A 26679-nucleotide genomic window follows, 5' to 3' on the forward strand; every position below is an offset into this window, starting at 1 on the left:
CACCGGGCGCCGCCGTCCACGCCACCCGGAATCACGCTCGCGTTCATCCGGCGCGCGCGATCATGAGCGGGTCGGCCGCCGAAACTCGGCGCCGGCCGCGCGGTCCAATCCCGTGCCGACCGCCGCGCGGGCGCCGGCCGCAACCGTAACCAGGACGAGCAAGGCATGTCGAAGAGGTGGCTGTTCGCATCGGGTCTGCTGGCACTGAGCCTGTTGGCCACGGCCTGCCAGCGGCCGGCGAACGGCGACGATGCGACGGCCCGCGCCGAGGCGGTCACCATCGGCGACCAGTCCGGCGACCGCTCCGCCGCTCCCGCCGACGACCAGGCGCCGGCCAAGGCCGACGCGCTCAAGGGCACCTACTGGCCGCCGGCCAAGCTCGATTCCGGCGAGGCCTCGATCAGCTGCGAGTACGACTACGCCCAGCACGGCGACGGCGAGGCGCTGACCTCGCTGGAGTTCTTCAGCCTGGTCGATGCGTTGCGCGCGTGCCAGCCGCAGGGCATGGTGCGGGTGCGCTACCGCGGCAAGATCGGCGCCGGCTTCACCGCCCTGGTCCAGCGCGTGGCGGCGATGGCCGATCGCATGGAAATCCCGACCCGCATCCTCGACCTGGATTCCACCGGCGGCCATGTCGAAGAGGCGATCCGCGCCGGCGACTCGATCGCCGAATCGCGCTGGGCGATCTGGATCCGCGAGGATTCGCAGTGCCACAGCGCCTGCGTGCTGGTGCTGGCGGCGGGCGATACCCGTTCGATCTCGGGCAAGGTCGGCATCCACCGTCTGATCCGCGATCGCTCCACCGCGACCTCGCGCGCCGAACTCAGCGCCGAGCTCAAGGCCATCAACACCCAGGTGCGCGATTATCTGGAGCGCAACGGCGTGGCCACCGCGGTCGCCGATCAGATGATGACGGTGGCCAACCGCGACCTGCGCATCCTCAGCGAGGCCGAGCTCAAGGAGTACGGCCTGGCCGGCACCAACGCGGCCCAGGACGATCTCGACCGGATCCGGGTGGGACGCAAGTGCGGCGAGGACTTCATGCGTCGGCGCGACGCGTTCCGGCGCGATTTCGACAAGCAGTGCATGCAGGTCGGCCAGGCCTTCCAGGCCATGGCCGAATGCGGGCTGGCGCTGCGCCAGCGCTACGGCTTCCCCGACGCGCGCTGCGCGCAGGACAGCCCCATGTCCGAGTACGACCGGTATCCGGGCCGCCTCGAGACCGACGAGCCGCCGACACGCGTCACCGTGCGCGGCGAACGACCCGCCGGCTGATCGCGGCCGCGGGGACGGCGCGCGATCCCCCGAGACGATCCCCCAAAACGGTTACAGCGGCGAGCAGTCGGTCCAGCCGGCCACGCCGCCGACGGCGTTCATTTCGGCGACCAGGGCGTTGTGGCAACTCTGGTACGAGTTGCCGAAGACCTCGTGCCCGGTGCGGAAGGTGGTGCCGATCTCGCCGATGTGTTCGATGCCGTCGCCCCACACGGTGTACTGGGTGTAGTAGCTGCCGCGCCAGGTGCCGGTGCTAGGGCCGACCGGATCGTCGCGGTCGTGGATGACCCGGCCCGGCACGCCGTTGGCGGCGCCGGCGGGATCGGAGGCGAGGCTGGCGCCGAGCAGCACGGTCGTCATCAGGGCCAGGTTGAACAGCTTGAGCTTCATAGCGATCTCCAGGTGGGACCGCCGTGGCGACGGCGGCATTGGACGGTTGCGGGTCCCGGGGCCGGCCCTGCGATCGCGTGATCGGCGGCCGACCGGGTCCGATCACGCTAGGAGCGGGGCCGCCCGGCGGCCAGTACGCGCACGGGACCAAACCGGACCGCGGCGGGAACGAATCGCGCCGATGCTTCGAAGAATCAATCGCTTGGCGCGGATTCGTACCCCGTTTGTGCCCCCGAAACCGTTGGAGCCGCGGGCGCGGCGGCGCCTACACTGAGCGGGCCATCCACCTACCGTGACCGAGCCATGACGCGCCAACCGCTGCTCTGCCTGCTCAGCCTCAGCCTGCTGTTTGCCACCGGCGCCCACGCCCACGACCCCCTGGCCAAGAACAAGAAGTGGTGCCTGGACCCGAACACCTCGCCCAAGATCGTCAGCACCTTCAGCATCACGCCCGCGGCGCTGGCGCAGTACCGCACCGAGCACGCGCCGCTGCTGGGCACGGCCGGCGCGACCTACTGCGTGCCGGAGAAGACCTGCGGCATCGTCGACGAGTGGTATTGGGCCAACGAGGCCGCGCACGACCAATGCTCGGCGCTGGGCGTCAAATCCGCCGATCCCGCGGCGCAGGCGGTGCCCTTCGTGCAGGGGCCGGTCGATTTCAGCCCCGACAACGGCGACCACCACGACCTCTACCGCTTCAAGGACGGCAATCTGCAGGGCGTGTGCGTGGTCTGCGTCGACAACCGCGTCGAGGCCGAGCCGCTGTTGCCCGACCGCTGAGGCGGGGCCTCAGACCAGGGCGCGGCGCCGGGTGTAGGCCAGCGCCGCGTCGACGCGGCGCTGCAGGTCCTCGCGTTCCTGGGCCGTCATCGTGCAGTGGCTGAGCACGTAGTAGGCCGAGCGCAGCACGTCGCGCCAGCGCGGCCGCCGCGGCAGCCGCGACAGGCTCAGATAACGCTCCATCGCGCGCACCCGCAGGCGGCCGTCGTCGACGGTCACCCGCCAGATGCGGCTGCGCTCGGCCAGCTCCAGGCGGCTGCTGCCGGTGCTGCGCTCCCAGGTCTCGACCACGGCCAGCATCAGCTCGACCAGGGTGCGGCGGAAGTCCTCGCGCAGGTGCGCGTCGTGATCGGAATCGTCGGCGTTCGCCGCGACCTCGGACAAACCCGTCATGGCGGCCGCGCTCGCGCAATCCTCGCGCAGCCCGAGCACGATCAGACCGTCGCCGCGCAGCCAGGGCGTGAGCCGGGCCTGCAGGCGGATCGCGCCGTCGCGGCGCGCGCAGGCCAGGGTCTGCTCGCTGGCGTCCTCCATGCCTTCCAGCGCCGCCGTCCAGGCCTCGCGATCGGCCTCGCCCAGATAATCGCCCAGCGCCTGGCCCACCGGCGACGCGGCATCGGCATCGAGCAGTTCACAGGCGGCGCGATTGGCGGCCAGCACCTGGCCCTCGGCATCGATCAGGCAGACCGCGTCCTGGCGACTGTCGAGCAGGGCCTGCAGCAGGCTGCGGTCCTCGGCCAGCGCCTCCGTCTCGCGCCGGTAGCGCGCCAAGGCCTCCTCTTCGCGCACCTCGCGCTCGGCCTCGAGCAGGCGCGCGCGTTGGCGCCGGCGCATCCATAGCAGGCCCAGCGCCAGCGCCGCGGCCAGGCTCGCGGCCAGGGTCAGCCACAACAGCAGGGTGCGCTGGCGCAGTTCGCCGCGCCGCAACCGGTTCTCGGTTTCCAGCGCGGCGATGGTGCGGTCGCGTTCGGCGGTTTCGAAGCGCGTGCGCAGCCAGCCCAGTTGGCGATCCTGCTGCGCGCGGCTGAGCACGCGTTCCTGCTCGTGGGCGTCGCGCAGGGTGGCGATCGCTGCGCCGCGATCGCCCGCGGCCTCCTGCGCCAGCGACCGCTCTTCCAGCAGCGCGATGCGTTCCACACCGCTTTCGGGCAGCGCCGCGATCGCCGCGCGCAGGCGTTCGGCGGCCGCATCGGCGCGGCCCTCCAGGCGCTCGCTGCGCGCGATCTGCAGTTGCAGGCTGGCCGGCAGGCTCAACTTGTGTTCGCCCGCGATCGCGAACGCGGCCTGCCGCCACTGCCGCGCCTGGGCCAGATCGGCGCGCGACAAGGCGGTGCGCATCAGGCCGGCGTACACGCGCAGCTCGTAGGCGCGGTTGCCTGCCTCGCGATACGTCTGCAACGCTTCCTGCAGCCAGCGCTGAGCCTGCGCCGCGTCGCCGCGGTCCAGGCTGAGCTCGCTCAGGCTTTCCAGCACGTGCCCGGCTTCGACGCGGTTGTTCTGGGCGCGGAACGCGACCAGGGCCTCGCGGTAATGGCGGGTCGCCTCGTCGGGCTCGTCGAGTTCGCGGTAGACGTCGGCGATGTTGTTGAGCACCGCGCCGCCGACCTCGCCCTGGGCGCGCTGCATCTGCAGGCTGGCGGTGAGCGTGCGCAGGGCGCCGCGGAAATCGCCGAGCCGGCGCAGCGCGCTGCCGACGTTCTTGAGATCGCGCGCGACCGCGCTGCGATCCTCGTGCGCGGTCGAGAGCTTGAGCGCGCATTCGAAACGGCTCAGCGCCTCGGGGATGAGCTCGCGCCGATAGGCGAGGATGCCGCGCTGGCGCACCAGTTCGTAGTGCAAGGACCAATCGGCGTCGCGGCCCAGGCTGGCCTCCGCGCAATCCAGCGCCTGCGCGGCCTCGTCGAAGCGCCCGCCGCCGATGCGCTCGCGCGCCTGCGCGAGCAAGCCCGTGGCGGTGGATGCGGCGGTCGGCGCGACGGCGCCGACGGGCAGGCCGAGCCGGCGCGGGCAGGTGGCGGGATCCGGCAGCGGCCGCGGTGTCGGCGCGGCGTCGCACAGCACCCGCGGCGGCGCGGCCGACGCGGCGCCGACGAGGATCAGAAACAGCGCGGAACAGATCGCGGCCAGCGCGTAAGGCCGGCGCCGCGCTTGCGGCCAGCGGGGCGTGCGGGCCGGGGCCGCGGTCAACCGCCGCGCCTTTGCGGAACATCGGCCCGCGCGGGTCGCGTTGCGCGACCCGCGTTCGACAGCATCGGTGCCGGCAGCCTCATCGGCGCGGCCCCTGAGCTCAGACCAGCGCCTTCGCCGCCGCGACCACGCGCTCGACCGTGAAGCCGAAGTGCGGGAACAGCGCCTCGGCCGGCGCCGACGCGCCGAAGCTGTCGATGCCGATCACGGCGCCGTCCAGGCCGACGTACTTGCGCCAGAAATCGCTGACGCCGGCTTCGATCGCCACGCGCTTGCGCACCGCGTTGGGCAGCACGGATTCGCGGTAGGCGGCGTCCTGGCGGTCGAACACGTCGCTGGACGGCATCGACACCACGCGCACCTTGACCCCGTCGGCGGCCAACGCGTCGGCGGCCTGGGTGGCCAGACCGACCTCGGAACCGGTGGCGATCAGGATCAGCTCGGGCGCGCCCTCGCTGTCGCGCAGCACGTAGCCGCCGCGCGCGATCTGCTTGAGCTGTTCGTCGCTGCGCGGCTGATGGGTGAGGTTCTGGCGCGAGAAGATCAGGCAGCTCGGACCGTCCTTGCGCTCGATCGCGGCGCGCCACGAGGTCGCCGATTCGACCGCGTCGCAGGGACGCCAGACGTCGTTGTGCGGGATGTAACGCAGGCTGGCCAGATGCTCGATCGGCTGGTGGGTGGGGCCGTCCTCGCCCAGGCCGATCGAATCGTGGGTGTAGACGTGGATCGCGTGCGCGCCCATCAAAGCGCTCATGCGCACGGCGTTGCGCGCGTAGTCGCTGAACACCAGGAAGGTGGCGTCGTAGGGAATGAAGCCGCCGTGCAGGCTGAGGCCGTTGCTGATCGCGGTCATCGCGAACTCGCGCACGCCGAAGTAGATGTAGTTGGCGTTCGGGTCGTCGCTGGCGACCGACTTGCTGCCCTTCCACAGGGTCAGGTTGGAATGGGCGAGGTCGGCCGAGCCGCCGATCAGTTCCGGCAGCAGCGGCGCGAAGGTCTCGATCGCCATCTGCGAGGCCTTGCGCGAGGCGATGGTCTGACCGTCGGCCTGCAGCTTGGCGATGTAGGCGTCGGCATCGGCGGCGAAGGTCTGCGGCAGTTCGGCGTGCGAGCGGCGCACAAGTTCGGCCGATTCGTTCGGGTACTGCGCGGCGTAGGCGTCGAACAGACGGTTCCACTGGTCCTCGCGCACCTGGCCGGTGCTGCGCGCGCGCCAGCCGTCGTAGATCGGCTCGGGAATCTCGAACGCCGGGTGCGGCCACTGCAGGGCCTCGCGGGTGGCGACCACTTCGTCCTTGCCCAGCGGCGCGCCGTGCGAGGACTCCTTGCCCGCCTTGGCCGGCGAACCGAAACCGATGGTGGTGCGGCAGCAGATCAGGGTCGGCTTGTCGGTCTTGGCCATCGCGGTGTCGATGGCGGTCTTGATCTCGACCGGATCGTGGCCGTCGACGTTGCGGATCACGCGCCAGCCGTAGGCCTCGAAGCGGGCCGGGGTGTCGTCGGTGAACCAGCCGTCGGTGTTGCCGTCGATCGAGATCTTGTTGTCGTCCCAGAACGCGACCAGCTTGCCCAGGCCCCAGGTGCCGGCCAGCGACGCGGCTTCGTGCGAGATGCCTTCCATCAGGCAGCCGTCGCCCATGAACACCCAGGTGCGGTGATCGACCACGGCCAGCTCGGGACGGTTGAAGCGCTGCGCGAGCAGCTTCTCGGCCAGCGCCATGCCGACGGCGTTGGCGAAGCCCTGACCGAGCGGACCGGTGGTGGTTTCCACGCCCGGGGTCATGAAGTTTTCCGGGTGGCCCGGCGTCTTGGACTCGAGCTGACGGAAGCGCTTGAGCTCTTCGATCGACAGGTCGTAGCCGGCCAGGTGCAGCAGCGCGTACTGCAGCATCGAACCGTGACCGTTGGAGAGAATGAAGCGGTCGCGGTTGAACCACTTCGGATTGTTCGGATTGTGGTTGAGGTAATCGTTCCAGAGCACTTCGGCGATGTCGGCCATGCCCATCGGCATGCCCGGATGACCGGAGTTGGCGGCCTGCACCGCGTCGATGGCGAGGAATCGGATGGCGTTGGCGAGGTCGCGGCGGCTGGGCGTCGTCATGGCGTCGGGCACGGGGTCTTCTGGAGGCGGGAGGCGCCCGCGCGAGCGGCTGGACCAGCCGGGCGGACCGGCCATTGTCCCATCCGCGCGCCGCCCTGTCGCGCCGGATCGGCGCGGACCGGGCCCGAAAACGGCAAAGCCCGCCGTAGCGGGCTTTGCGCATCCTGGCTGAACGCCGCCGGACGGCGGCGCCGGGCTCAGGCGACGGTTTCGGGCGCTTCCGGCGCCTCGTCGGCGAGTTCGCCGCTGCGATTGGCCACCACCACCGCGGTCGCCAGATCGCCGGTGACGTTGAGGGCGGTGCGGCACATGTCGAGGAAGCGGTCGACGCCGAGGATGATGCCCACGCCCTCGGGCGGGATGCCGAGCACGCCGCAGATCATCGCGATCACCGGCAGCGAACCGGCCGGCACGCCGGCCGTGCCGATGCCGCCGAGCAGGCACAGGCCCAGCACCATGACCTGGTGGACCAGGGTCAGCTCGATCTGGAAGGCCTGGGCCAGGAACAGCACGGTGATGCCCTCGAACAGCGCGGTGCCGTGGTGATTGGCCGAGGCGCCCACGGTCAGCACGAAGCGCGAGACCTTGCGCGGCAGGTGCAGGTTCTGCTCGGCCACGCGCAGGGTGATCGGCAGGGTACCGGTCGAGGACGCGGTCGCGAACGCGGTCAGCAGGGCTTCCTCGCTGCCGCGGAAGAACGCGCGCGGGCTCATGCCACCGGCGAACTTCACCCACAGCGGCAGCACGATGAACATGTGCACCGCGATCGCCAGGATCACGGTCAGGGCGAACTTGCCCAGCACCAGCAGCAGCTCCCAGCCGAACTGCGCGCACAGGGCGAACATCAGGCAGGCCACCGCGTACGGGGCCAGCTTGATGATCATGCCGATCAGGCGCATGCAGATCTCGAACAGGCCCTGCAGCGCGGTCTTGAAGGCCTTGGTGGCCGGCGTCGGCGTCATCACCAGGCCGATGCCGATCATCAGGGCGAAGAACATCACGCCCAGCTTCTGCTTGTCGTCGACCGCGGCGGCGACCACGTTCTTGGGCACGATGCCCAGCAGCAGCTTCATGAAATCCATCTGCTGGCCGGTGGCGGCGATCTCGCCGGCCTTCTGCGCGCCCTGGGCCATGGCCTGGTCGAGCATGGCGCGGTCCAGGCCGTGGCCGGGTCCGATCAGGTTCACCATCAGCAGGCCGATCGCGACCGCGATCAGGGTCACCACCGCGGTGTACAGCAGGGTGCGCCAGCCGAGCCGGCCGAGACTGGCGACGTCGCCCAGTTCGGCCACGCCCAGCACCAGCGCCGAGAACATCAGCGGCAGCACCAGCATGAACAGCAGCGCCAGGAAGATCTGGCCGATCGGCTGCGCGACGTAGCCGACCAGTCCCAGCACCAGCGGCGAGCCCGGCGCGACGAAGTGCGCGACCAGGCCGATCACGGCGCCCAGGATGAAACCGATCAACACCTTGATGTGCAGGGGGATGCCCTTGGACGGCGTGGCGTCAGGCAGGCTGGCGTGGCTCATGCGGTACTCCCGGGTGCGTCAGCCGGAAAGAGTACACCAGCCCGGTCACCGTCCCGGCGGGTACAGCGGCGGCAAGGGCGAGGCGAGGTGCGTGGCTGTGGCGCGCCAGCGCGGGCCCTGCGCGAACGCGGCACGCAATTGCGCACGCGCAGCCGGGCCGTCGCCACCGGCCCAACGCGCGCGTTGCATGGCCTGCAGAGCGGCGCGCTGAGCGGGATCGTCCAGGCGCTGGATCAGTTCGTCGACGTCGGCCGCCGGCGGCTGCGCGAGCGCGCACAGCGCGGCCGCGACCTCGCCGAAATCGCCGCTGTCCAGCACCTGCTTGAGCGAGCCGCGCCGGCCCGAGCTCGGTATCGGCGGCGCGGCGCCCTCCCCCGTGGCCGCGGGCAAGGCCGCCGCGCCGGTGCGTGCCGGCGCCGGATGCGCGCGTCGCTGCAGCGCCCAGACCAGGGTCGCCAGCCACAGCGCCGCGAACACCAGCGCCGCCAGCGCCCACCAGCGCGCGGCCGGATCCTGGGCGATCGCCGCGATCGGCGAGGCGGTCGAGGCGGCTTTGGCATCGGCGGCCGGCGTCGGCAGCGGTGCCGGCTTCGAGCCGTCGGCGGCCGCGATCTTCCAGCTCAGCGCCGGCAACTGCGCGGTGCGCGCCGTGCCGCTGCCCACGTCCCACCAACTCAGGCGCAGTCCGTCCAGGCGCGCGTCGCCGGTGCGCGAGGGCACCAGCGAGAACTTGCGCGTGAGCTTGACCCGCGGGCGGCCGTTGACGAAGTTCTCGTCCGACTGCAGCGGTTCGGCGAACACCTGCACGCCGTCGATCGGCGGCAGTTGCAGCTCCGGCAGCTGCGCGGCGGTGGCGCCGTCGGCGCTGGCCTCGATGGTCAGGGTCGCGGCGCTGCCCGCGCGCAGGTCCTGCGGCGCGGATTGGTAGCGCAGTTGCAGATCGCGCAACGGCAGCCACGGCTGCGGCGCGTTGGCCGGCATCGCGCGCACCTGCAGGCGCTTGGCCGCCGCGGCGGTGCGCAGACTGTCGCCGTTGCTGCCGAACATGTCATCGAAGAAGCTGGGCGCGCCGCGGCCCTCGAAACGCGCGCCCGGCACCGTGACCTCGCCGCTGCGTTCGGGCACCAGCAGATAGCGGCGCTCGACCACGTTGTAGCGGCGCCCGCCGAGCTCGCGCGAGTACTGAGCGTCGTCGCCGACGCGCTGGAACGAGGCGCCTTCCGGCGCCGGCTGGTCGAGCTGGCCGGCCACGATCGGCACCGCCGAGTACAGCCGCACCACCCAGCCCACCGCCTGCTGCACATAGGGATCGGCGTCGTCGGCTTCGCTCTCGATGAACACGTCGTCGCCCGCGCGCGCCGGCGCGCGCGCGGCCACCGGCGCGACCACCAAGGTCAGCGGCGAAGTGCGCTCGCCGCCCACGCTCAGCGCCGGCACGGTCAGGCGCCCGTCGCGACGCGGACGCAGCGCCACGCCGTACAGCGAGCGGGTGACGAATTGGCCGTTGCTGCGCTCGAAGGAGCGCCGGCTGGTGTTGTTGCTGACCTCGAAGTCCTTGGCCAGCGGCGCGTAGTCCGGGCCGGCACCGCTGAGCGAGGTGGTCTCGATGTTGAGCGTGACCGTCTCGCCGGCGTTCATGCTGTCGCGATCCAGCCAGGCGCGCGGCTGCGCCATCGCGCCGAAACTGACGGCGCACAGCAGCCACAGCGCGAGCGCGGCGGCGGTGCGGACGTGGAAGGACGGCATGCGCGGCATCGCGGTCAATCTCCTTGCTCGCCCAGGACCTGGCGGCGTTCGTGCTCGATACGGAACTTCTCGCGCAGCAGCCCGCCCGGATCGTCGGGCACGCGCTTGAGCCAGGCTTCGTTGGCGATGCGGATCTCGCGCTGCTGCGGCGTTTCCTTGCCGCGCGCGCGCGCCTGCGGCGGTTGCTCGCCGCGCGGCCGTTGCTGCAGCGCGCGCTGCATGCGCTCGCGCTGGGCGCGGTCGGCCTGCTCCTGGGCCTTGGCCGCGGCAGCCGGATCCTGCTCGGGTTTGGAGGCGGACTCGTCGCGCTCGGGTTTCTGCTGGCCCGGGGCCGGCTTCTGCGGTTTCTGCTGACCCTGCTGCGGATCCTGCTGCGGCTGCTGGGGCTGGCCCTTGCCGCCCTGCGAGGACTGGTTCTGCTTGGACTTGTCCTGCGGCGGCAGCTTGCGCTTCATCGCCGCCTCGACCGCGCGCTTGTTGGCCAGGGCGTCGGGCATGCCCGGCTGCAGGCGCAGCGCGCGATCGTAGGCCGCGATCGCCTGCGGGTACTGCCCGGCCTTGGCCAGCGCATTGCCGAGGTTGTAGTGCGCGTCGGCCGTGTCGGAACCGCGGAACAGCTGCGCCGCGCGCGGGTAGTCGCCGCCGCGGTAGGCGCGGCTGCCTTCCTGCATGCGCTTGTGCTCGACCTGATCGGGGCGCTGCCACAGATCGGCGGCGCGCGCCGGCTGCAGCGGCCACCACACGCACAGCAGCAGCACCGCGAGCGCGCCGCGGCGGCGGAACGCGAACAGCGCGAGCAGCAGCAGCGGCGGCAACAGCCAATAACCTTCGTCCTGCCAGATCCGCCCCTTCTCGCCCTTGGCCGCGGTGGCGTCGGTGGGCTTGGGCTTGAGTACGCCCAGCGCCTGCAGGTCCTCGTCGCCGCCGGTCACGGCCGCATAGGCGCCGCCGCCGGCCGCGGCCAGATCGCGCAGCGAGCCGGGATCGAGCTTGACCCCGACGATGCTGCCGTCGCCGCGCCGGATCGCCGCGCCGGCGACGCTGCCCAGGCCGAGCGCGGACACGCGATAGCCCTCGCCCGCCGCTTCCGCCGCGGCCGCGCGGGTGCGCGCATCGCTGTGGTCGCTGAGCAGCAGGATGTCGCCGCGCTCGAAGCCGGCACGCCGCAACAGCCGCGCCGACCAGGCGATCGCGCGGTCGCCGCGTTGACCATCGACCGGCATCACATCGGGACTGAGCGCGTCCAGGAACAGCGCCACGTTGGCGGCGTCGTCGGTAAGCGGAGCAACCGTGAAAGCGTCGCCAGCGTAAGCGACCAGGCCGACCTGCCCGCCGTCGCGCTCGCGCAGCAGGGCCGCGATCTTGGCGCGCGCCTGGGCCAGGCGCGACGGCGGCAGATCCGCCGCGAGCGCCGCGCTGGACAGGTCCAGCGCGATCACCAGCGGCGCGCGGCTCTGCCACAAGGCCTGTTCGGTCTGGCGCCAGCTCGGGCCGGCCAGCGCGAGCACGGCCAGCGCCCCGCCGAGCATCGCCAGCCACAGGCCGTAGCGCGTGCGGCGGTCCTGCCCGGACTCGAGCAGGTGCGGCAACAGATGCGGATCGACCGCGTCGCGCCAAGCATTGGCGCGACGCCGGCGCGCGCGCCACCACACGGCCAGCACCGGCAGCGCCAGCAAGGCCCACAGCCAATGCGGCCGCAGCAGATGCAACTGCGAGAACGCGCTCAGCCACTCGCTCATGCGCGTCGCCTCCCTTGCAGCGCGAACGCCAGCAGCGCCAGCACGAACGCGCCCGCGAGCGGCCAGGCGTAACGTTCGATGCGCGGACGCACCGCCTGGCCCGGACGCCGGATCGGTTCCAGGCGATCGATCTCGGCGTAGATGCCGGCCAGCTCGGAGGTATCGCGGGCGCGGAAGAAGCGGCCGCCGGTCTGCTTGGCGACCGCGCGCAAGGTGGTCTCGTCGATGTCGTCGCCAGCGCCGGGCATCGGCAGCTTGATGCCGAACAGGGACAGCGCGCCGTCGCCGCCGAAGGCGATGGTGTGCACGCGCACCTGGTCGGCCAGTGCGAGTTCGGCGGCTTTCTTGGGCTCGATCGCGCCGGCGGTGTTGACGCCGTCGGTGAGCAGGATCAGCACGCGCTGTTCGGCCGGCTGGGTGCGCAGGCGTTTGACCGCCAGCGCGATCGCATCGCCGATCGCGGTCTCCTGCCCGGCCAGGCCGACCACGCTGTCGGCGAGCTGGTCGCGCACCGTCGCGCGGTCCAGGGTGAGTGGCGCCAACGCGTAGGCGCGCCGGCCGAACACCAGCAGGCCGACGCGGTCGCCGACGCGGCGGTCGAGGAAGTCCGACAGCACCGCCTTGGCCGCGGTCAGGCGGTCCACCGGTTGCCCGCCCAGCTCCATGTCCGGCTCGCGCATGCTGCCCGACAGGTCCAGCGCCAGCATCAGATCGCGTCCCACCTGCGGCGGCTGCACGGCGTCGCCGAGCTGCTGCGGGCGCGCGGCGGCCACACACAGCAGGATCCACGTCGCCCACATCAGCCAGCCCGGGCCGCGCCCGCGCAGGCCGTGGCCGCCGACCGCGGCGACCGCGTCCAGGCGCTCTCCGAACGGCACCTTCAAAGCCGCCGAGCCGTCGCGCGCGACCGGCAGCAGCCAGCGCGCCAGCCACGGCAAGGGCAGCGCGAGCAGCCACCACGGCCAGGCGAACACATCGCGCGCATCGCTCAGCGCTCGCATCAGCGCGTCCATCAGCGCACGCCCATCAGTTCGAGGAAGCGCGCGCGCACCGGCTCGCGCAGGGCCTCGACGTGCAAGGGATCGACGTCGCGGCGGAAACCGCCGTCCAGCAGCAGCCGGCCCGCGGCCTCGACGAATTGCGCCGACTTCGCACCGCGGTCGAGAAAGGCCAGCCAGTCCTCGCCCTGCAGACGATCGGCCGCGCCGTCGCGCCGGCGCGCGGCGCGGCGCAGCAGCTCCGACATCGCCGCGACCTGCGCCGCCGGTGTGACCGCGGCGGCGATCGCGTCGTCGAACAAACGCTCGGCCGTGCGCCGCTTGCGCAGGCGGCGCGCGCGCAGGAACCACACCGCAGCGGCGATCAGCGCCACCGCGGCGAACACCATCCACCAGCCGGGCGCCGGCGGCCACCACGAGGGCGCCGCGCTGTCGTGCACATCGCGCAGCAGCAGGGTCGGGTCGGCCATCACGCCACCAGCGGCCGGGCCCGGCCCAGCAGGGGCAGCCAGGATTCGCTGGGCGCGTCGCTGGACAGGGCCTGTGCGCGCACGCCGCGCAGCGGCAGTTTTTCCAGCGCCGCCGCGACCGGCGCGACGAACTCCTGGGACCAGCGCTGGCGCTGCGCGGACACGCCCAGGTCCAGTTCGATCCGGCGTTCGCCGCTGCGGAAGGCCAGAGCGGACGACGGCGGCGCGTGTTCCAGCGGATCGGTCAGCAGCAGCACGATCACTTCGTGGTGTTGGGCCAGCGCCGGCCAGCGCCGTTCCGGCACCAGCGCGAGGCTGCGCGGGTCGGCCAGCACCACCAGGCGCGAACCCGGCCGCAGCAGGCGCTCGGCGTGATCCAGCGCGACCGCGAGCCCGGCGTCGTCCTCGGGCGGACGCGCGTACCAGCGCACCAGCGCGTCCAGCGCGCGCAAGGCGCCGCGCGGGCCCGAGGCCGGCGGCACCGGCGCCTCGCGCAGACTGCCGCGCAAGGCCGCGATGCGGTCGCCGTCGCGCGCCGCGGCCCAGGCCGCGATCGCACCCGCGCGCGCAGCCTGCACCGACTTGAAGCGCACGCGCGTGCCGAAATACAAGGCCGGCGAGGTATCGGCGACGATCAGGCTCAGGCGCTCGCGCTCGGCCTGGAACAATTTGGTGTGGGCGCGTCCGGTGCGCGCGGTCAGGCGCCAATCGATGTGGCGGGCGTCGTCGCCGTTGGAGTATTCGCGCGACTCGGCGTATTCCATGCCGCGCCCGCGCAGGGGCGACAGCGCATGCCCGCTCACGCCGTGCCGGCCCAGGCGGGCGCCGCGGCGCCCGCCGACGGCGGCGCGCAAGGCGACCAGCTCGGCCAGGCTGGGGACGATGCCGTCGCTCATGCGTCGCCCCGCAGGGCTCGATCGCGAATCACGAACGCGCGCTCCCGACCATCAGGGCAGCGGCACGCGCTGCAGCAGCTCGGCGACCAGACGATCGCCGTCCCAGCCCTCGGCGGTGGCCTCGTAGCTGGGCAGGATGCGATGGCGCAGGACTTCGGGCGCGATCGCGCGCACATCGTCCGGGGTCACGTAGTCGCGTCCGGCCAGCCAGGCGTGCGCGCGTGCGCAGCGTTCCAGGGCGATCGAGCCGCGCGGGCTGGCGCCCCAGGCGATCCGGCGCGCGAGCGCGGCGTCGTAGCGCGCGGCGTCGCGCGAGGCCAGCACCAGTTCGATCAGGTAGCGCTCCACCGCCGGCGCCACATGCAGCGACAGCACCGCCGCGCGCGCGGCGAACACGTCGTCGAGCGGCATCCGCTGCTCGATCGGCGCCGTCGCGCGCAGCGAGTCGCGCGCGCGTTCGCGCGCCAGGCGCAGGATCTCGGCCTCCGCCGCGGCTTCCGGATAGCCGATGCGCACGTGCATCAGGAAGCGGTCGAGTTGGGCCTCGGGCAGGGGAAAGGTGCCCTCCTGCTCGATCGGGTTCTGGGTCGCCATCACCAGGAACAGCGACGGCAGCGCATAGGTCGCGCGCCCCACCGTGACCTGGCGCTCGCCCATCGCCTCCAGCAGCGCCGACTGGACCTTGGCCGGAGCGCGGTTGATTTCGTCGGCGAGCAGGATGGGATGGAAGATCGGGCCCGGCTGGAACTCGAAGCGGCCGTCCTGCGGGCGCCAGACCTCGGTGCCGGTGAGATCGGCCGGCAGCAGGTCGGGGGTGAACTGGACGCGCGCGAAGTCGGCCTCCAGCCGCGCCGCCAGCGCGCGCACCGCGCTGGTCTTGGCCAGACCGGGCGCGCCCTCGACTAGCAGATGGCCGTCGGCGAGCAGGGCGATCAGCAGGCGCTCGATCAGCGCCGCCTGTCCGACGATCTCCGCCGCGAGCGCCTCGCGCAGGCCGCGGAAGGCGTCGTGCAGACGCGCCAGCTCGGCGTCGGGAAGGGCGGGCGTACGGTCCGGCGCGAGGCCGGCGAGGCTTTCGGGGGTATCCATCGATGTTCCGACGCGGGGCGAGGTCCGATTTTGACCGAACTTGGCGGCGCGGGTTCACCCAACCGATGGCACGTTCAGTTCCCGGCCGCCCCGCCCTGCCCCGTAAACGCGAAGAGGGCCCGTAGGCCCTCTCGCGTGCTGCGGCTGCGGTAACGGGCGCTTAGCGCTGCGTGACCTTGAGCACCTTCGGGGTGACGAAGATCAGCAGCTCGGCCTTTTCCTTGGAACGGCCCTTCTTCTTGAACAGATTGCCCAGGAAGGGGATGTCGCCCAGGAACGGCACCTTGGTGATGTCGCTGCGGTCGCGGAACTCGTACACGCCGCCGATCACCACGGTCTGGCCGTCTTCGACGAGCACGGCCGTGTTGACCGCGCGCTTGGCGATGATCGGCACCTGACCGATCGAGGTGTTGAGCTGGCCGTCGACCTCGTCCTTCTTGACCGCCATGTTCAGGAACACGCGGCCGTCGTTGGTGATGGTCGGGGTGACCTTGAGCTCCAGCAGCACGTCCTTGAACTGGACGTTCGGGATCGGCGTGTTGTTGCCGCCCTGCTGCGGGGAGATCGTCACGTAGCCCACTTCCTGGCCCTGGCTGATCACCGCTTCGCGCTGGTTGCTGGTGACCACGCGCGGGTTGGAGATGACTTCGCCGCGGCCTTCTTCCTGGATCGCCGACAACTCGATGTCGAGCAGGTAGCCGGCGTTGAGGATCGACAGCGCCAGCGAACCGGCCGGGTTGTCGACGCCCAGGTTGGTCATCAGACCGCGGGTGATCGAACCCAGGGTGCGCACCGGCGGAGAGCCGACCGAGCCGCCGTTGAGCCAGTCGCGGAAGGCGTTGGCGTAAGCGGTATCGGCGGCGACCTGCGAGTTGCGGGTCGCGGTGTTGGCGTCGAGGTTGCCGCTGAAGTAGGAATTGTCCTTGTTGCCGCTGATGCCGAACTTGGCGCCGAGCTCGCGCGAGACCGATTCGGTCGCGATCACGATGCGGGCCTCGATCACGACCTGGTCGACCGGGCGATCGATCACCCGAACCAGTTCGCGCATCTGCGCAACCTTCTTCGGGATGTCGCTGATCATCAGCGTGTTGGTGCGCTCGTCGGCGACCAGGCGGCCGCGCTGCGAGAGGAAGCCGTTCTCGTTCTGCGATTGACCGCCACTGCCGCCGCCACCGCTGCCGCCGACGCCCTTGGCATCGGTCAGCGCTTTGAAGATCGCGCTGGCATTGTGGTAGTTGACCTGGATGTACTCGGTGACCAGATCCACGCGGTTGTCGAGCGCGATGCGCGCGTCTTCCTTGTCCTGCTCGTACTTGGCGATTTCGGCCTGCGGCGCGATCCACACCACGTTGCCGCTGCGGCGCTTATCCAGGCCCTTGGCCTGCAGGACGATGTCCAGGGCCTGGTCCCAGGGCACGTTGACCAGGCGCAGGGTGACGTTGCCCTGGACCGTGTCGGCGGCGACCACGTTGAGGTTGGACTCCTCGGCGATCAACTGCAGCACGGTGCGCACCGGCACGTCCTGGAAGTTGAAGGTCACCGGGCGGCCGCTGTAGCCGCGCTTGCTGGCGTCGGTGGTGCTGCTGATGGTGCTGGCGCCGACCGCACGGCTGGACGCCGCGGCCGCCGACTTGGGCACGATCTCGACGATGTACTCGCGACCGGTCTGGTAGGCCAACGACTCGAAACCGCCGCTGGTGTTGAGCACCAGCTGGGTGCCGTTGCCGCTGGCGCGCGCATCGATGCGCTGGACCGGCGTGGCGAAGTCGGTGACGTTGAGCGGCCGTTGCAGCGCGGCCGGCAACTGGGCGTTGCCGACATTGATGACCACGCTCGAACCCTGACTGCGCAGGTCGGGCGCGGCACCGTCGCCGCTGAACTTCAGGATCAGCTTGCCGGAGCCGCCGTCGCCGCGCTTGAAGTCGATGTTCGCGACCGAGATCGCGCCCGGCAGCTGCTTGGCCGGATCGAGGCTGTGGGCGGGAGCGACCACGGGCGCGGCGGGAGCCGCGACCGGTGCCGCGGCTTCGGACGCCGGCGTCGCGGCGTGCGCGGCGCTGAGTCCCGCGAGCAGGCCGACCACCAGGCCGGCGCCACGCGTGCTGAAAGCCAAGGGGCGCCGGGCCGGCCGCGAGCATTTGGCGTTGAATACGGTCATCGTGCTATCCCCCAATCAATTGTCTTCTAACGCCACGGTGGCCGGACGTTCCAGCCAACCACCCGCGCCATCCGGCACCAGTTCCACCAGCTCGATCCGGTCTTCGGACACGCTGGTCACCCGGCCGTCGTTCTGGCCCATGTACGCGCCCGGCCGTACCCGATAGGTCACCTTGTCGGGCGCCATCACCAGGGCGATCACCCCAGGACCGCGGCCGAGCGTGCCGACCATGTCGAGACTGTCGAGCGGGAACTGCTCCAAGGTCTGCTTGCGACGCGTCGCGTCCGGACGCGGGCCGCTGCCCCCGCCCTGGTCGGTGAACGCGTTGCTGAACGGATCGCGCATTGCCTGCGCGGCGTATTCGAAGGTTTCGAACTGCTGCATCACCGGCAGCGGATCCAGCGGCGGCGCCGGACGCGCCTTGACTTCGGCGATCCACTTTTCCAGGTTCGGCGCGTCGCCCGGCGTGCTGGTGATGCCGCGCGAGCAGGCCGTGGCCGCCAGCAGCATCGTCGCCGCGATCAGGAGACGGCCACGAGCGCCCGCGTTGAATGTCGTACGCATCAGCCGCCCTCCTTCTTGTCGCCAGTGGGCGCGGCAGGTGCGGCCGCCGCGGCATTGGGATCGCCGTTGGCCTGTTCCTGCGCCGACACTTCTTCTTCGTCCAGGTAACGGTAGGTCTTGACCGTGCCGGCCAATTCCAGGGGACTGTTGGGCGTGATCACCGCGGACTTGTCGCCGGCCGCGGCGCCGCGCGGACGCAGCGAGATGTCGTGCATGGTCATGATGACCACGCGCGGCAGCGAGGCCACGCCGCTGACGAAACCGCCGAACTGGTGGTAGGTGCCCACCATGCGCAGCGCGATCGGCTTCTCGGCGTAGAAGTCCTTGGGCTGCTCCGGACCGGGCTGGAACAGTTCGTTGGTGATGCCGGTGGCGAGCGCGGTCTGGGAAATGTCGACGATCAGGTCGGGCATTTCGGTCTTGCTCGGCAGCTGACGCAGCATCTGCTGCAACTGCTGCTCCATCTGCACCAGTTGCTGCTTCAGCGGTTCCAGGTTGGCGGCGCGGCCTTGCTTGGTTTCGAACTCGGCGCGCAGGTCGTTCTCGGTACGCTCCAACCCTGCAAGCTGGGTGCGCTTATCGCTGACGAACAGGTACCAGGCGAGCCCCACGATCACCAGACCGATGATCACGCAGAAACCGATTTTGGCCTGCTGCGGCCACGACCCCATGTTGTTGAAGTCGAGGTCCTTGAGCGACATCTTCTTCTGGCTCACGATTCGGCCCCCTTGTTGTTGCCTGCGGCCGGAGCCGCGGCGGGCTGCTCCTGGACCGGCGTCGGGACGCCGCCCGGAGCGTTGCTCGGAGCCGGTGCGGCGGCGGGCGCGGCGGCCGGAGTCGCCGGCGCCACCGGGGCGATCGCGGCCGGCGCGGCGGCGCCGGCCGGTGCGTTCGCGGCCGGTGCGGCGGCGGCGGGTGCCGTAGCCGGAGCGGTCGCGTTGGCCGCGGCGGCGGCGGTCGCGGCATCGGCGCCAGCAGCCGGCGCGTCGGGCTGGCCGTCGCCGTTCTCGTCCTTGGGCGCGTTCGGGTTGGCCAGCTTGACCTGCAGCTTGAACTCGTACGGCAGGCCCTTGTCGGTGCCCTTGGCCTCGATGATCGACAGGTCCGGATTGGTCATCCAGCCCGAGCCTTCCAGGTTGCGCATGTAGGTACTGACGCGGGCGTTGGACTGCGCGCGGCCTTCCAGGGTCAGGGTGTCGGAATCCTGCTTGATCGCCGTCAGCACCGCGCCGTCGGGGATCGTGCGCACCAGCGAATCGAACAGGTGCACCATCTGCGAACGGTTCGACTGCAGCTGCTCGATCACTTCCTTGCGCGCCAGCAGCTTCGACTTCTTCTTGTCGAGCTCCTCGATCTCCTTGATCTGCTTGTCGACCTCGGTGATGCGGTCCTTGAGGTAGTTGTTGCGGTTGTTCTGGCCGGCAATCTGACCGTTGTAGAACATCACGATCAGGCCGGACAGCACCAGGGCGCCGAAGACGGCCGCCACGACCATGGTGACGAACTCTTTCTGCCGCTGCTTACGGCGTTCGGCTCGCCACGGGAGAAGATTGATGCGTGCCATCAGTCGAAGCTCCTCAGGGCGAGGCCGCACGCGATCATCAACGCCGGCGCGTCCTGCGCTAGCGCGTGCGCCTGCACGCGCGGACCGAGCGTCATGTGCGCCAGCGGATTGGCGATGATGGTGGGCACGCCCAACTGCTCTTCGACCATCTCGGCGATGCCGGGGATCGAGGCGCAGCCGCCGGCGAGCACGATCTGGTCCACGCGGTTGAACTCGCTACCGGCGTAGAAGAACTGCAGCAGGCGGCTGACCTGCTGCACCATCGCTTCCTTGAAGGGCTCCAGCACTTCGGCCGAGTAGCTCTCGGGCAAGCCGCCCTGGCGCTTGGCCAGGCCCGCTTCCTCGTAGCTCAGACCGTAGCGGCGCATCACCTCGTCGGTGAGCTGCTTGCCGCCGAACACCTGTTCGCGGCTGTACAGGCTGCGGCCGTTGCGCAGCACGTTGAGCGTGGTCATGGTCGCGCCCGAGTCGATCAGGGCGACGATGCCGTCACGCGGCGTGCTGAGATGGTCGGCGATCAGCGCGAAGGCGTTCTCGACCGCGAAGGCTTCGACGTCCATGACCCGGGGGGTCAGGCCGCCGATCTCCAGCGCCGAGGCGCGCACTTCGACGTTCTCCGAGCGCGAGGCGGCCAGCAGCACCTGGATCATGTCCGGGCTGTTGGGCATCGGGCCTAGGACCTCGAAGTCGTGATTCACTTCCTCGATCGGATACGGCACGTAGTTCACCGCCTCCAATTCGACCTGGGACTCGAGTTCCTCGCCGTCCAGGTCGCCCGGCATCGGGATCACCTTGGTGATGACCGAGGACCCGGCCACCGCCGCGGCGGCGTGCTTGGCCCGGGTTCCGGACCGCGCGACCGCGCGCTTGATCGCCTCGCCCACCGCCTCGACCTCGACGATGTTCTTCTCGACGACGGCGTTCGGCGGCAGCGGCTCGACGGCGTAATGCTCGACCCGGTAGCGGTTGCCGGCTCGGGAGAGCTGCAACAGCTTCACTGCGGTCGAACTGATATCCACGCCGACGAGGGCCGGCTGGCTTTTTGTGATGACGCCCACTGTTTTCTCCCCATGCCACAAGCGCTTACGCGCACTTCGTGTGGCCCCGCCTTAGATAACGGACTTTTCACAGGCTGGCAACCATTTCTTTCAGGAATGCCAACCTAGACCGCCTTTTTTGCGTAACGGCCTTAGCGGAAATCACCGGCCGCCTGCCCCCCGGGGCGGTCCGTGTCCCCGCTCCTCTATACTCCACGGCCACTACAACCCGCAATCGGAACCCGCTTCGATGCCCCGTCTCCGCCGTCTTCTGCGCTGGGCGCTCTACGCGTTCGCCGGCTTGGCCCTGCTCGGGGTGATCGCCGCCGGCACCCTGTACTACCTGATCGCCCCCAAGCTTCCGGACGTGGAGACCCTGCGCAGCATCGAGCTGCAGGAGCCGATGTACGTCTACGCCGCCGACGGCCGCCTGATGGCCATGTTCGGCGAGACCCGCCGCTACCCGGTGGCGATCGAGGACGTGCCGCTGCGGCTCAAGCAGGCCTTCATCTCGATCGAGGACGCCCGCTTCTACAAGCACCACGGCATCGACTACAAGGGCATCGGACGCGCGGTCTGGCTGCTGGCGACCACCGACGACAAGCGCGTCCCGGGCGGCTCCACCATCACCCAGCAGGTCGCGCGCCAGTACTTCCTGAGCTCGGAATACAGCTACAAGCGCAAGCTCGGCGAAATGCTGCTGGCCATGCGCATGGAGCGCGAGCTGAGCAAGGACGAGATCTTCGAGCTGTACTTGAACAAGAGCTTCTTCGGCAACCGCGCCTACGGCGTCGGCGCCGCCGCCGAGTTCTACTACGGCAAGAAGATGAGCGAGCTTTCGCTCGACGAAATGGCCTCTCTGGCCGGCATTCCGAAGTTCCCCTCCAGCGGCAATCCGCTGAGCAACCCGGAGCGCGCCAAGGAGCGCCGCGACTACATCCTCGACCGCATGGCCGAACTCAAGTACGTCAGCGCCGCCGAGGCCGCCGTGGCCAAGGCGGTGCCCATGCACGCCACTCCGCACGAGCGTCCGGTCGAGGTCTACGCGCCCTACGTGGCCGAAATGGTCCGCCAGCAGATGATCGAGCGCTACGGCGCCGAGGCCCTGACCAAGGGCTATCACGTCACCACCACCATCGACCCGACCCTGCAGGCCGCGGCCGACAAGGCGGTGCGCGACGGCCTCAAGGTCTACGACCGCCGCCACGGCTGGCACGGGGTCGAGCAGCACTTCGACCTGGCCGCCAACGAGGACGCAGCCACCGCCAAGCAGCGCCTGCGCTCGATCCCGGCCCAGGCCGGCCTGCTGCCCGCGATCGTGCTGGGCAACGAAGGCGGCGGCGCGCGCCTGGCCCTGGCCGACGGCAGCGAAGTCGCGCTGGCGCCCAACCAGGGCTGGGGCGGACGCAGCCCGGGCAGCCTGGTCAAGCGCGGCGACCTGGTCCGGATCGAGCGGATCGAACCGCCGGCGCCCAAGCCCGACCCCAAAAATCCCGACGCCCCGGTCGTGGCGGCCCCGCCGGTGGTCGGCGCGCCGCTGGGCTACCGCCTGGAGCAGCTGCCGCAGGCGCAGGCCGCCCTGGTCTCGCTGGAACCCTCCAACGGCGCCCTGCGCGCCTTGTCCGGCGGTTTCAGCTTCGCCGGCGCCAAGTTCAACCGCGCCACCCAGGCCCGCCGCCAGCCCGGCTCCAGCTTCAAGCCCTTCGTCTACGCAGCCTCGTTCGAGCGCGGCTACAACCCGGCTTCGATCGTGCTCGACGCCCCGGTGGTGTTCCGCGACCGCCGCGGCCACGTCTGGCGCCCGCAGAACGACAGCGGCAACTTCGCCGGCCCGATGCGCGTGCGCGAAGCCATGGTGCAGTCGCGCAACCTGGTCTCGGTGCGCCTGCTCGACGCCATGGGCGTCGATTTCGCGCGCAAGTACATCGCCAACTTCGGCTTCGATATCGAGCAGTTGCCGCCCAACCTGTCGATGTCGCTGGGCACCGCCTCGCTGACCCCGCTGTCGGTCGCGCGCGGCTACGCCACCTTCGCCAACGGCGGCTTCCGCATCACGCCCTGGTTCATCGACGAGATCAAGGACCGCGCCGGCGCGGTGGTGTTCAAGGAAAAGCCGGCGACCGCCTGTCCCGAATGCGGCGGTCGCGGCCCCGGCACCGGCGTGCGCTCCAGCACCGTGGTCGACGGCTTCAACTTCGGCCCCGAAGGCGAGGCCAAGCCCGATCCCAAGGCCAGCGCCAAGGCCTCCGAACCGGCTAAGCCCGCGGCCAAGCCGCCGGCGGACCTGGTGATGGCGCCGCGCGCGATCGACGACCGCATCGCCTACCAGATCGTGTCGATGCTGCGCGACGTGGTCCTGCGCGGCACCGGCACCGCGGCCAAGGTGCTCGGCCGCGAGGACATCGGCGGCAAGACCGGTTCCACCAACGACCACCGCGACGCCTGGTTCTCCGGCTTCGGCGGCCCGCTGGTGACCACGGTCTGGGTCGGTCGCGACAACTACAAGTCGCTGGGCTACCGCGAGTACGGCGGCAAGGCCGCGCTGCCGATCTGGATCGACTACATGCGCGCCGCGCTCAAGGACAAGCCGATCGCCCCCAACGAGCCGCCGCAGGGCATGGTCAAGGTCTCGGTGGGCGCCAACGGCGCGCTGATCCCGGACGGCGGCGGCGGTATCACCGAGTGGGTCAAGGCCGAAGACCTGGACAAGATGCAGTCCTATGTCGATTACGGCCCGGCCGAAGCCGCGCCCTCGGAAGAGTCCTTCGACATTTTCTGAGCCCGGGCCGCAAGGGACGCCCGCCCCGGCGCGGGCGTCCACCGTTCCGGCGCCGGCGTGATGAGCAACACCACGTCGGCGTGATAGCGTTGAATCGCCGGCGCGCGTCGCCGGCCGCGGCGAGTCCCCTCGCCGACGCCGTGCCCGCCGCGGAGGTCGTCATGCCACATCACGCCCGTCAGCACGCACAGCAGCACGCCGAAACCCGCACCCGAGAACGCCGCCACCGCCTCGCCCACGAGGCCGCGCGGCTGATGGCCGAGGGCGGCATCCGCGACTACCACCAGGCCAAGCTCAAGGCCGCCGAGCGCCTGGGCATCTTCGACGACGCCTCGCTGCCGCGTAACCGCGAGATCGAGGATGCGTTACGCGAGTACCAGCGCCTGTTCCAACGCGACAACGCGGCCGGCCTGCGTCAGCGCCGCGAGGCCGCGCTGCGCGCGATGGAGTTCTTCGCCGCGTTCGAGCCGCGCCTGGTCGGCCCGGTCCTGGACGGCACCGCCGACGCGCGCAGCCCGGTCGCCCTGCAGCTATACAGCGACGACGCCGACGCCGCCCCGCGCTTCCTGGATCAGCACGGCATCCCCGCCGAAGCCCGCAGCCGCCGCCTGCGCCTGGACCGCGAACGCAGCGACGACTTCCCGGTCTGGATCTTCAGCGCCGAAGACCTGAGCTTCGACCTCACCGTGCTGCCGCTGGACGTGCTGCGCCAAGCCCCGCTGTCGGGCGTGGACGAGAAGCCGATGAAGCGCGCCTCGGCCGCCCAACTGCGACAGTTGCTGGCGGACGAGGAGATCGCGGGGTATGAGGGTTTGAGGCAGGAGTGAGCGTGGAGAAGCGAGAAGCGAGCGGACGCCACGGCGCGGTTCGCCTGCGGCTCCCCACACCCTACCGAGCCCCCTGACGCCGCGACCCGCCGTTGCCGTTGCCGTCGCCGTTGCCGTTGCCGTCGCCGTTGCCGTTGCCGTTGCCGTTGCCGTTGCCGCGGCATTGAAGTCCAAAAGCACCGCACTCACACAGACAACCGTAGACCCGAAGGGCGGCGCGCAGGACGCGCGCCGTTTTTCGAATGGACAGGGACGTCCATTCGAAAAATCCCCGCGCCAGCCCCGAACCCGCAGGGGAGCTTTGGTCAAGCTAGCCCTTCTCTTTGGTTACTTTCTCTTGGGCTAGCAAGAGAAAGTGACCCGCATGCGCAGCAGGCGGAAGCCGTTGACCTTCGGGCCGAGCCGACGAAGCAACAACAAAAGCAAATCCTCCCCAACCCGCCCGGCCAGCAGGCACAGCCTGCTGGCGTTCAGCCGTGCACGAACCTGCGGTTCGCAAGCCGCACGCCTTCGCCCCTTTTCAAAGGGGGAGCCGAGAACGAGCCCTGCTACCCATTCCATCCCCACGCCCCAAACGAAAACGCCCCGCACTAGGCGGGGCGTTTCGCATGCGCTGCGATGCGGCTTCAGCGCTTGTCGCTGGCCACGTAGTCGCGCACACCATGACCGGTATAAATCTGACGCGGACGCCCGATCTTGTTCTCCGGATCGTTCTGCTGCTCCAGCCAATGCGACACCCAGCCCGCGGTGCGCGCGATCGCGAACATCACCGTGAACATCTCGACCGGAATGCCCAGCGCCTTGTAGATGATGCCGGAGTAGAAATCGACGTTCGGATAGAGCTTGCGCTGCACGAAGTACTCGTCCTGCAGCGCCGCCTCTTCCAACTTCATCGCCACTTCCAGCAGCGGATCGTTGACGCCCAGCGCGCCCAGCACGTCGTGGGTCATCTTGCGCACCAGCGCCGCGCGCGGATCGTAGTTCTTGTAGACGCGGTGGCCGAAGCCCATCAGGCGGAAGCCCGATTCCTTGTCCTTGGCCTTGTCGACCGCCGCCTTGACGTTCTCCGGGCGGCCGATCTCGTTGAGCATCTTGAGCACGGCCTCGTTGGCGCCGCCGTGCGCCGGACCCCACAGCGCCGCGACGCCGGAGGCGACGCTGACGTAGGGGTTGGCGCCGGTCGAGCCGACCAGACGCACGGTCGAGGTCGACGCGTTCTGCTCGTGGTCGGCGTGCAGGATGAACAACAGGTCCATGGCCTTGGCGGCGACCGGATTGAGCTCCAGCGGCTCGCTCGGCACCTCGAACAGCATGTGCAGGAAACGCGTGGTGTAGTCGAGGCTGTTCTTCGGATAGCGGATCGGCCAGCCGATCGAATAGCGATGGCAGGCGGCGGCGATCGTCGGCACCTTAGCGATCAGACGGATCGCGGCCAGGCGGCGCTGCTCCGGATCTTCCAGGTCGAGTTCGTTGTGGTAGAAGCTCGCCATCGAGCCGAGCATGCCGACCAGCATCGCCATCGGGTGGGCGTCGTGGCGGAAGCCGTACAGGAAGGTGCGGAAGGCCTCGTGCATCATCGTGTGATGCGTGACCTCGTGTTCGAACTTGCTGAACTCGTTGGCCGTCGGCAGATCGCCGTTCATCAGCAGGTAGGCGACTTCGAGGAAGTTCGACTTCTCGGCGAGCTGCTCGATCGGGTAGCCGCGGTACAGCAGCACGCCCTCGTCGCCGTCGATGTAGGTGATCGCCGACTTGCAGCTGGCCGTTGCGGTGAAGCCCGGGTCGTAGGTGAACAGACCGGTTTCCTTCGGCACCTTGGCGATGTCGATGCAGGAGGCACCGAGCGTCGGATGCTGGACCGGAAGGGTCACGCTCTTGTCGCCGGCGGCCAGGGTGACCTGGTCGAAGCCGGGTTTATTCGGGACAGCCTTTTCAGCAGCGGATTTTTCAGGGGCGGACTTATCAGTACCGGACACGAACAGCTCCTCATGTCTGCGCCGCGCAGGGATGGCCGCGGGCGAGGTGGGGACAGGGAATCGCGGACGCGCCGCGTGCCTGAATTATCGCACACCGGCATGGAGCACCGGCTCTGACTTTGGTCGCGGGGACGGGCCGGGCTGTTCCGCCGGCGGGGTCGATCGGAGTGCGGGCCCGGCGCGGGATGCGCCGCGCGCAAGCGGATCGACGGGGCCCGCGGCGCCCCTCAGGACGAACGCGACCCAAACGCAAACGGCCGCCCAGAGGGCAGCCGTTGTGCGCGAAACCTGGCGGCGCGATTACTTCTGCGCGTAGCGCTTGCGGAACTTGTCGACGCGACCGCTGGTGTCCATGATCTTGTGCTTGCCCGTGTAGAACGGGTGCGAGGCCGAGGAGATATCGACCTTGATCAGCGGGTACTCGGCGCCGTCGACCTTGACCGTTTCCTTGCTCGACAGGGTCGAACGGGTCAGGATCTGGAAGTCGGTGGTGACGTCCTGGAAAACGACGTCGCGGTACTCGGGATGGATACCTGCCTTCATGGCACTCACAAATTGATGCGGGAAAGAGCGG

The 26679-nt window shown here is 70.3% G+C and carries 21 protein-coding genes; 4 read left to right on the forward strand and 17 right to left on the reverse strand.

What is annotated here, in order from left to right:
* Positions 1 to 165: 165 nt before the first annotated feature.
* Positions 166 to 1275 (forward strand): COG3904 family protein, encoded by a 1110-nt coding sequence (locus BMZ45_RS03315; protein WP_091632389.1) that lies wholly within the window; start codon positions 166 to 168, stop codon positions 1273 to 1275.
* 51 nt (positions 1276 to 1326) lie between these two features.
* Here BMZ45_RS03315 and BMZ45_RS03320 read toward each other — a convergent pair whose 3' ends face one another.
* The gene (locus BMZ45_RS03320) at positions 1327 to 1665 is read right to left on the reverse strand and encodes a hypothetical protein (protein WP_091632391.1); all 339 of its coding nucleotides are present in this window, start codon (positions 1663 to 1665) and stop codon (positions 1327 to 1329) included.
* A gap of 303 nt (positions 1666 to 1968) precedes the next feature.
* On the opposite strand from BMZ45_RS03320, the gene BMZ45_RS03325 reads away from it, so the two are divergent.
* Positions 1969 to 2445 (forward strand): hypothetical protein, encoded by a 477-nt coding sequence (locus BMZ45_RS03325; RefSeq protein ID WP_091632394.1) that lies wholly within the window; start codon positions 1969 to 1971, stop codon positions 2443 to 2445.
* A gap of 9 nt (positions 2446 to 2454) precedes the next feature.
* On the opposite strand, the gene BMZ45_RS03330 is transcribed toward BMZ45_RS03325, so the two are convergent.
* The 14 genes from BMZ45_RS03330 to BMZ45_RS03395 all read right to left on the reverse strand — a co-directional run bounded on the left by BMZ45_RS03330 (position 2455) and on the right by BMZ45_RS03395 (position 20544).
* Positions 2455 to 4632: a tetratricopeptide repeat protein gene (locus BMZ45_RS03330; protein ID WP_091632397.1), complete on the reverse strand. Its 2178-nt coding sequence runs from the start codon at positions 4630 to 4632 to the stop codon at positions 2455 to 2457.
* Between the two features lie 100 nt (positions 4633 to 4732).
* Complete coding sequence (gene tkt, locus BMZ45_RS03335; RefSeq protein WP_091634019.1) at positions 4733 to 6733, reverse strand: transketolase; 2001 nt, start codon at positions 6731 to 6733, stop codon at positions 4733 to 4735.
* 197 nt (positions 6734 to 6930) lie between these two features.
* On the reverse strand, positions 6931 to 8262 hold the full coding sequence (locus tag BMZ45_RS03340) for a dicarboxylate/amino acid:cation symporter (protein ID WP_091632400.1): 1332 nt from the start codon (positions 8260 to 8262) through the stop codon (positions 6931 to 6933).
* A gap of 45 nt (positions 8263 to 8307) precedes the next feature.
* Positions 8308 to 10008 (reverse strand): BatD family protein, encoded by a 1701-nt coding sequence (locus tag BMZ45_RS03345; RefSeq protein WP_091634022.1) that lies wholly within the window; start codon positions 10006 to 10008, stop codon positions 8308 to 8310.
* Positions 10009 to 10022: 14 nt separating this feature from the next.
* Positions 10023 to 11747 carry a tetratricopeptide repeat protein gene (locus tag BMZ45_RS03350; RefSeq protein ID WP_091632403.1) on the reverse strand — a complete coding sequence of 575 codons (1725 nt, stop codon included), beginning with the start codon at positions 11745 to 11747 and terminating at the stop codon, positions 10023 to 10025.
* Positions 11744 to 12748 carry a vWA domain-containing protein gene (locus BMZ45_RS03355; protein WP_254776517.1) on the reverse strand — a complete coding sequence of 335 codons (1005 nt, stop codon included), beginning with the start codon at positions 12746 to 12748 and terminating at the stop codon, positions 11744 to 11746. Before BMZ45_RS03355 ends, BMZ45_RS03350 begins: the two co-directional genes overlap by 4 nt.
* Positions 12749 to 12759: 11 nt before the next feature.
* Positions 12760 to 13215 carry a DUF4381 domain-containing protein gene (locus BMZ45_RS03360; protein WP_091632408.1) on the reverse strand — a complete coding sequence of 152 codons (456 nt, stop codon included), beginning with the start codon at positions 13213 to 13215 and terminating at the stop codon, positions 12760 to 12762.
* A complete protein-coding gene (locus tag BMZ45_RS03365; RefSeq protein ID WP_091632411.1) occupies positions 13215 to 14111 on the reverse strand; it encodes a DUF58 domain-containing protein in 897 nt (298 codons plus the stop codon). The genes BMZ45_RS03360 and BMZ45_RS03365 overlap by 1 nt, the downstream gene beginning before the upstream one ends.
* Positions 14112 to 14162: 51 nt before the next feature.
* Complete coding sequence (locus BMZ45_RS03370; RefSeq protein ID WP_091632414.1) at positions 14163 to 15200, reverse strand: AAA family ATPase; 1038 nt, start codon at positions 15198 to 15200, stop codon at positions 14163 to 14165.
* Between the two features lie 160 nt (positions 15201 to 15360).
* On the reverse strand, positions 15361 to 17358 hold the full coding sequence (locus tag BMZ45_RS03375; RefSeq protein ID WP_091632417.1) for a type IV pilus secretin PilQ: 1998 nt from the start codon (positions 17356 to 17358) through the stop codon (positions 15361 to 15363).
* Between the two features lie 15 nt (positions 17359 to 17373).
* Complete coding sequence (locus BMZ45_RS03380; protein ID WP_091632420.1) at positions 17374 to 17868, reverse strand: pilus assembly protein PilP; 495 nt, start codon at positions 17866 to 17868, stop codon at positions 17374 to 17376.
* A 53-nt stretch (positions 17869 to 17921) separates the two neighbouring features.
* Positions 17922 to 18638: a type 4a pilus biogenesis protein PilO gene (gene pilO / locus BMZ45_RS03385; protein WP_091632423.1), complete on the reverse strand. Its 717-nt coding sequence runs from the start codon at positions 18636 to 18638 to the stop codon at positions 17922 to 17924.
* On the reverse strand, positions 18635 to 19486 hold the full coding sequence (locus BMZ45_RS03390; RefSeq protein ID WP_091632425.1) for a PilN domain-containing protein: 852 nt from the start codon (positions 19484 to 19486) through the stop codon (positions 18635 to 18637). The genes pilO and BMZ45_RS03390 overlap by 4 nt, the downstream gene beginning before the upstream one ends.
* Positions 19486 to 20544, reverse strand: a complete 1059-nt coding sequence (locus tag BMZ45_RS03395; protein ID WP_056179307.1) for a pilus assembly protein PilM — start codon at positions 20542 to 20544, stop codon at positions 19486 to 19488. Before BMZ45_RS03395 ends, BMZ45_RS03390 begins: the two co-directional genes overlap by 1 nt.
* A 229-nt stretch (positions 20545 to 20773) precedes the next feature.
* Here BMZ45_RS03395 and BMZ45_RS03400 point away from each other — a divergent pair, with 229 nt between their 5' ends.
* Both BMZ45_RS03400 and BMZ45_RS03405 read left to right on the forward strand, forming a co-directional pair.
* Positions 20774 to 23302: a penicillin-binding protein 1A gene (locus BMZ45_RS03400; RefSeq protein ID WP_091632427.1), complete on the forward strand. Its 2529-nt coding sequence runs from the start codon at positions 20774 to 20776 to the stop codon at positions 23300 to 23302.
* Between the two features lie 161 nt (positions 23303 to 23463).
* Positions 23464 to 24129, forward strand: coding sequence for a hypothetical protein (locus BMZ45_RS03405; RefSeq protein WP_091634025.1), 666 nt, complete (start codon positions 23464 to 23466; stop codon positions 24127 to 24129).
* 626 nt (positions 24130 to 24755) lie between these two features.
* On the opposite strand, the gene BMZ45_RS03410 is transcribed toward BMZ45_RS03405, so the two are convergent.
* Positions 24756 to 26021, reverse strand: a complete 1266-nt coding sequence (locus BMZ45_RS03410; protein WP_091634028.1) for a citrate synthase — start codon at positions 26019 to 26021, stop codon at positions 24756 to 24758.
* A 384-nt stretch (positions 26022 to 26405) separates the two neighbouring features.
* Entirely contained in the window at positions 26406 to 26648 is a 243-nt protein-coding gene (locus tag BMZ45_RS03415) for a type B 50S ribosomal protein L31 (protein WP_091632429.1), read from the reverse strand.
* Positions 26649 to 26679 lie beyond the last annotated feature (31 nt).

It is taken from the genome of Lysobacter sp. cf310, assembly GCF_900114355.1.
Lineage (GTDB): Bacteria > Pseudomonadota > Gammaproteobacteria > Xanthomonadales > Xanthomonadaceae > Lysobacter.

Coding starts and splice junctions, on each gene's coding strand:
- BMZ45_RS03345 (WP_091634022.1), bottom strand. CDS start 10,008: ATGCCGTCCTTCCACGTCCGCACCGCCGCCGCGCTCGCGCTGTGGCTG.
- tkt (WP_091634019.1), bottom strand. CDS start 6,733: ATGACGACGCCCAGCCGCCGCGACCTCGCCAACGCCATCCGATTCCTC.
- BMZ45_RS03320 (WP_091632391.1), bottom strand. CDS start 1,665: ATGAAGCTCAAGCTGTTCAACCTGGCCCTGATGACGACCGTGCTGCTC.
- BMZ45_RS03325 (WP_091632394.1), top strand. CDS start 1,969: ATGACGCGCCAACCGCTGCTCTGCCTGCTCAGCCTCAGCCTGCTGTTT.
- BMZ45_RS03315 (WP_091632389.1), top strand. CDS start 166: ATGTCGAAGAGGTGGCTGTTCGCATCGGGTCTGCTGGCACTGAGCCTG.
- BMZ45_RS03355 (WP_254776517.1), bottom strand. CDS start 12,748: ATGCGAGCGCTGAGCGATGCGCGCGATGTGTTCGCCTGGCCGTGGTGG.
- BMZ45_RS03380 (WP_091632420.1), bottom strand. CDS start 17,868: ATGCTGCTGGCGGCCACGGCCTGCTCGCGCGGCATCACCAGCACGCCG.
- BMZ45_RS03390 (WP_091632425.1), bottom strand. CDS start 19,486: ATGGCACGCATCAATCTTCTCCCGTGGCGAGCCGAACGCCGTAAGCAG.
- BMZ45_RS03350 (WP_091632403.1), bottom strand. CDS start 11,747: ATGAGCGAGTGGCTGAGCGCGTTCTCGCAGTTGCATCTGCTGCGGCCG.
- BMZ45_RS03400 (WP_091632427.1), top strand. CDS start 20,774: ATGCCCCGTCTCCGCCGTCTTCTGCGCTGGGCGCTCTACGCGTTCGCC.
- BMZ45_RS03340 (WP_091632400.1), bottom strand. CDS start 8,262: ATGAGCCACGCCAGCCTGCCTGACGCCACGCCGTCCAAGGGCATCCCC.
- BMZ45_RS03405 (WP_091634025.1), top strand. CDS start 23,464: ATGCCACATCACGCCCGTCAGCACGCACAGCAGCACGCCGAAACCCGC.
- BMZ45_RS03375 (WP_091632417.1), bottom strand. CDS start 17,358: ATGACCGTATTCAACGCCAAATGCTCGCGGCCGGCCCGGCGCCCCTTG.
- BMZ45_RS03370 (WP_091632414.1), bottom strand. CDS start 15,200: ATGGATACCCCCGAAAGCCTCGCCGGCCTCGCGCCGGACCGTACGCCC.
- BMZ45_RS03360 (WP_091632408.1), bottom strand. CDS start 13,215: ATGGCCGACCCGACCCTGCTGCTGCGCGATGTGCACGACAGCGCGGCG.
- BMZ45_RS03365 (WP_091632411.1), bottom strand. CDS start 14,111: ATGAGCGACGGCATCGTCCCCAGCCTGGCCGAGCTGGTCGCCTTGCGC.
- BMZ45_RS03415 (WP_091632429.1), bottom strand. CDS start 26,648: ATGAAGGCAGGTATCCATCCCGAGTACCGCGACGTCGTTTTCCAGGAC.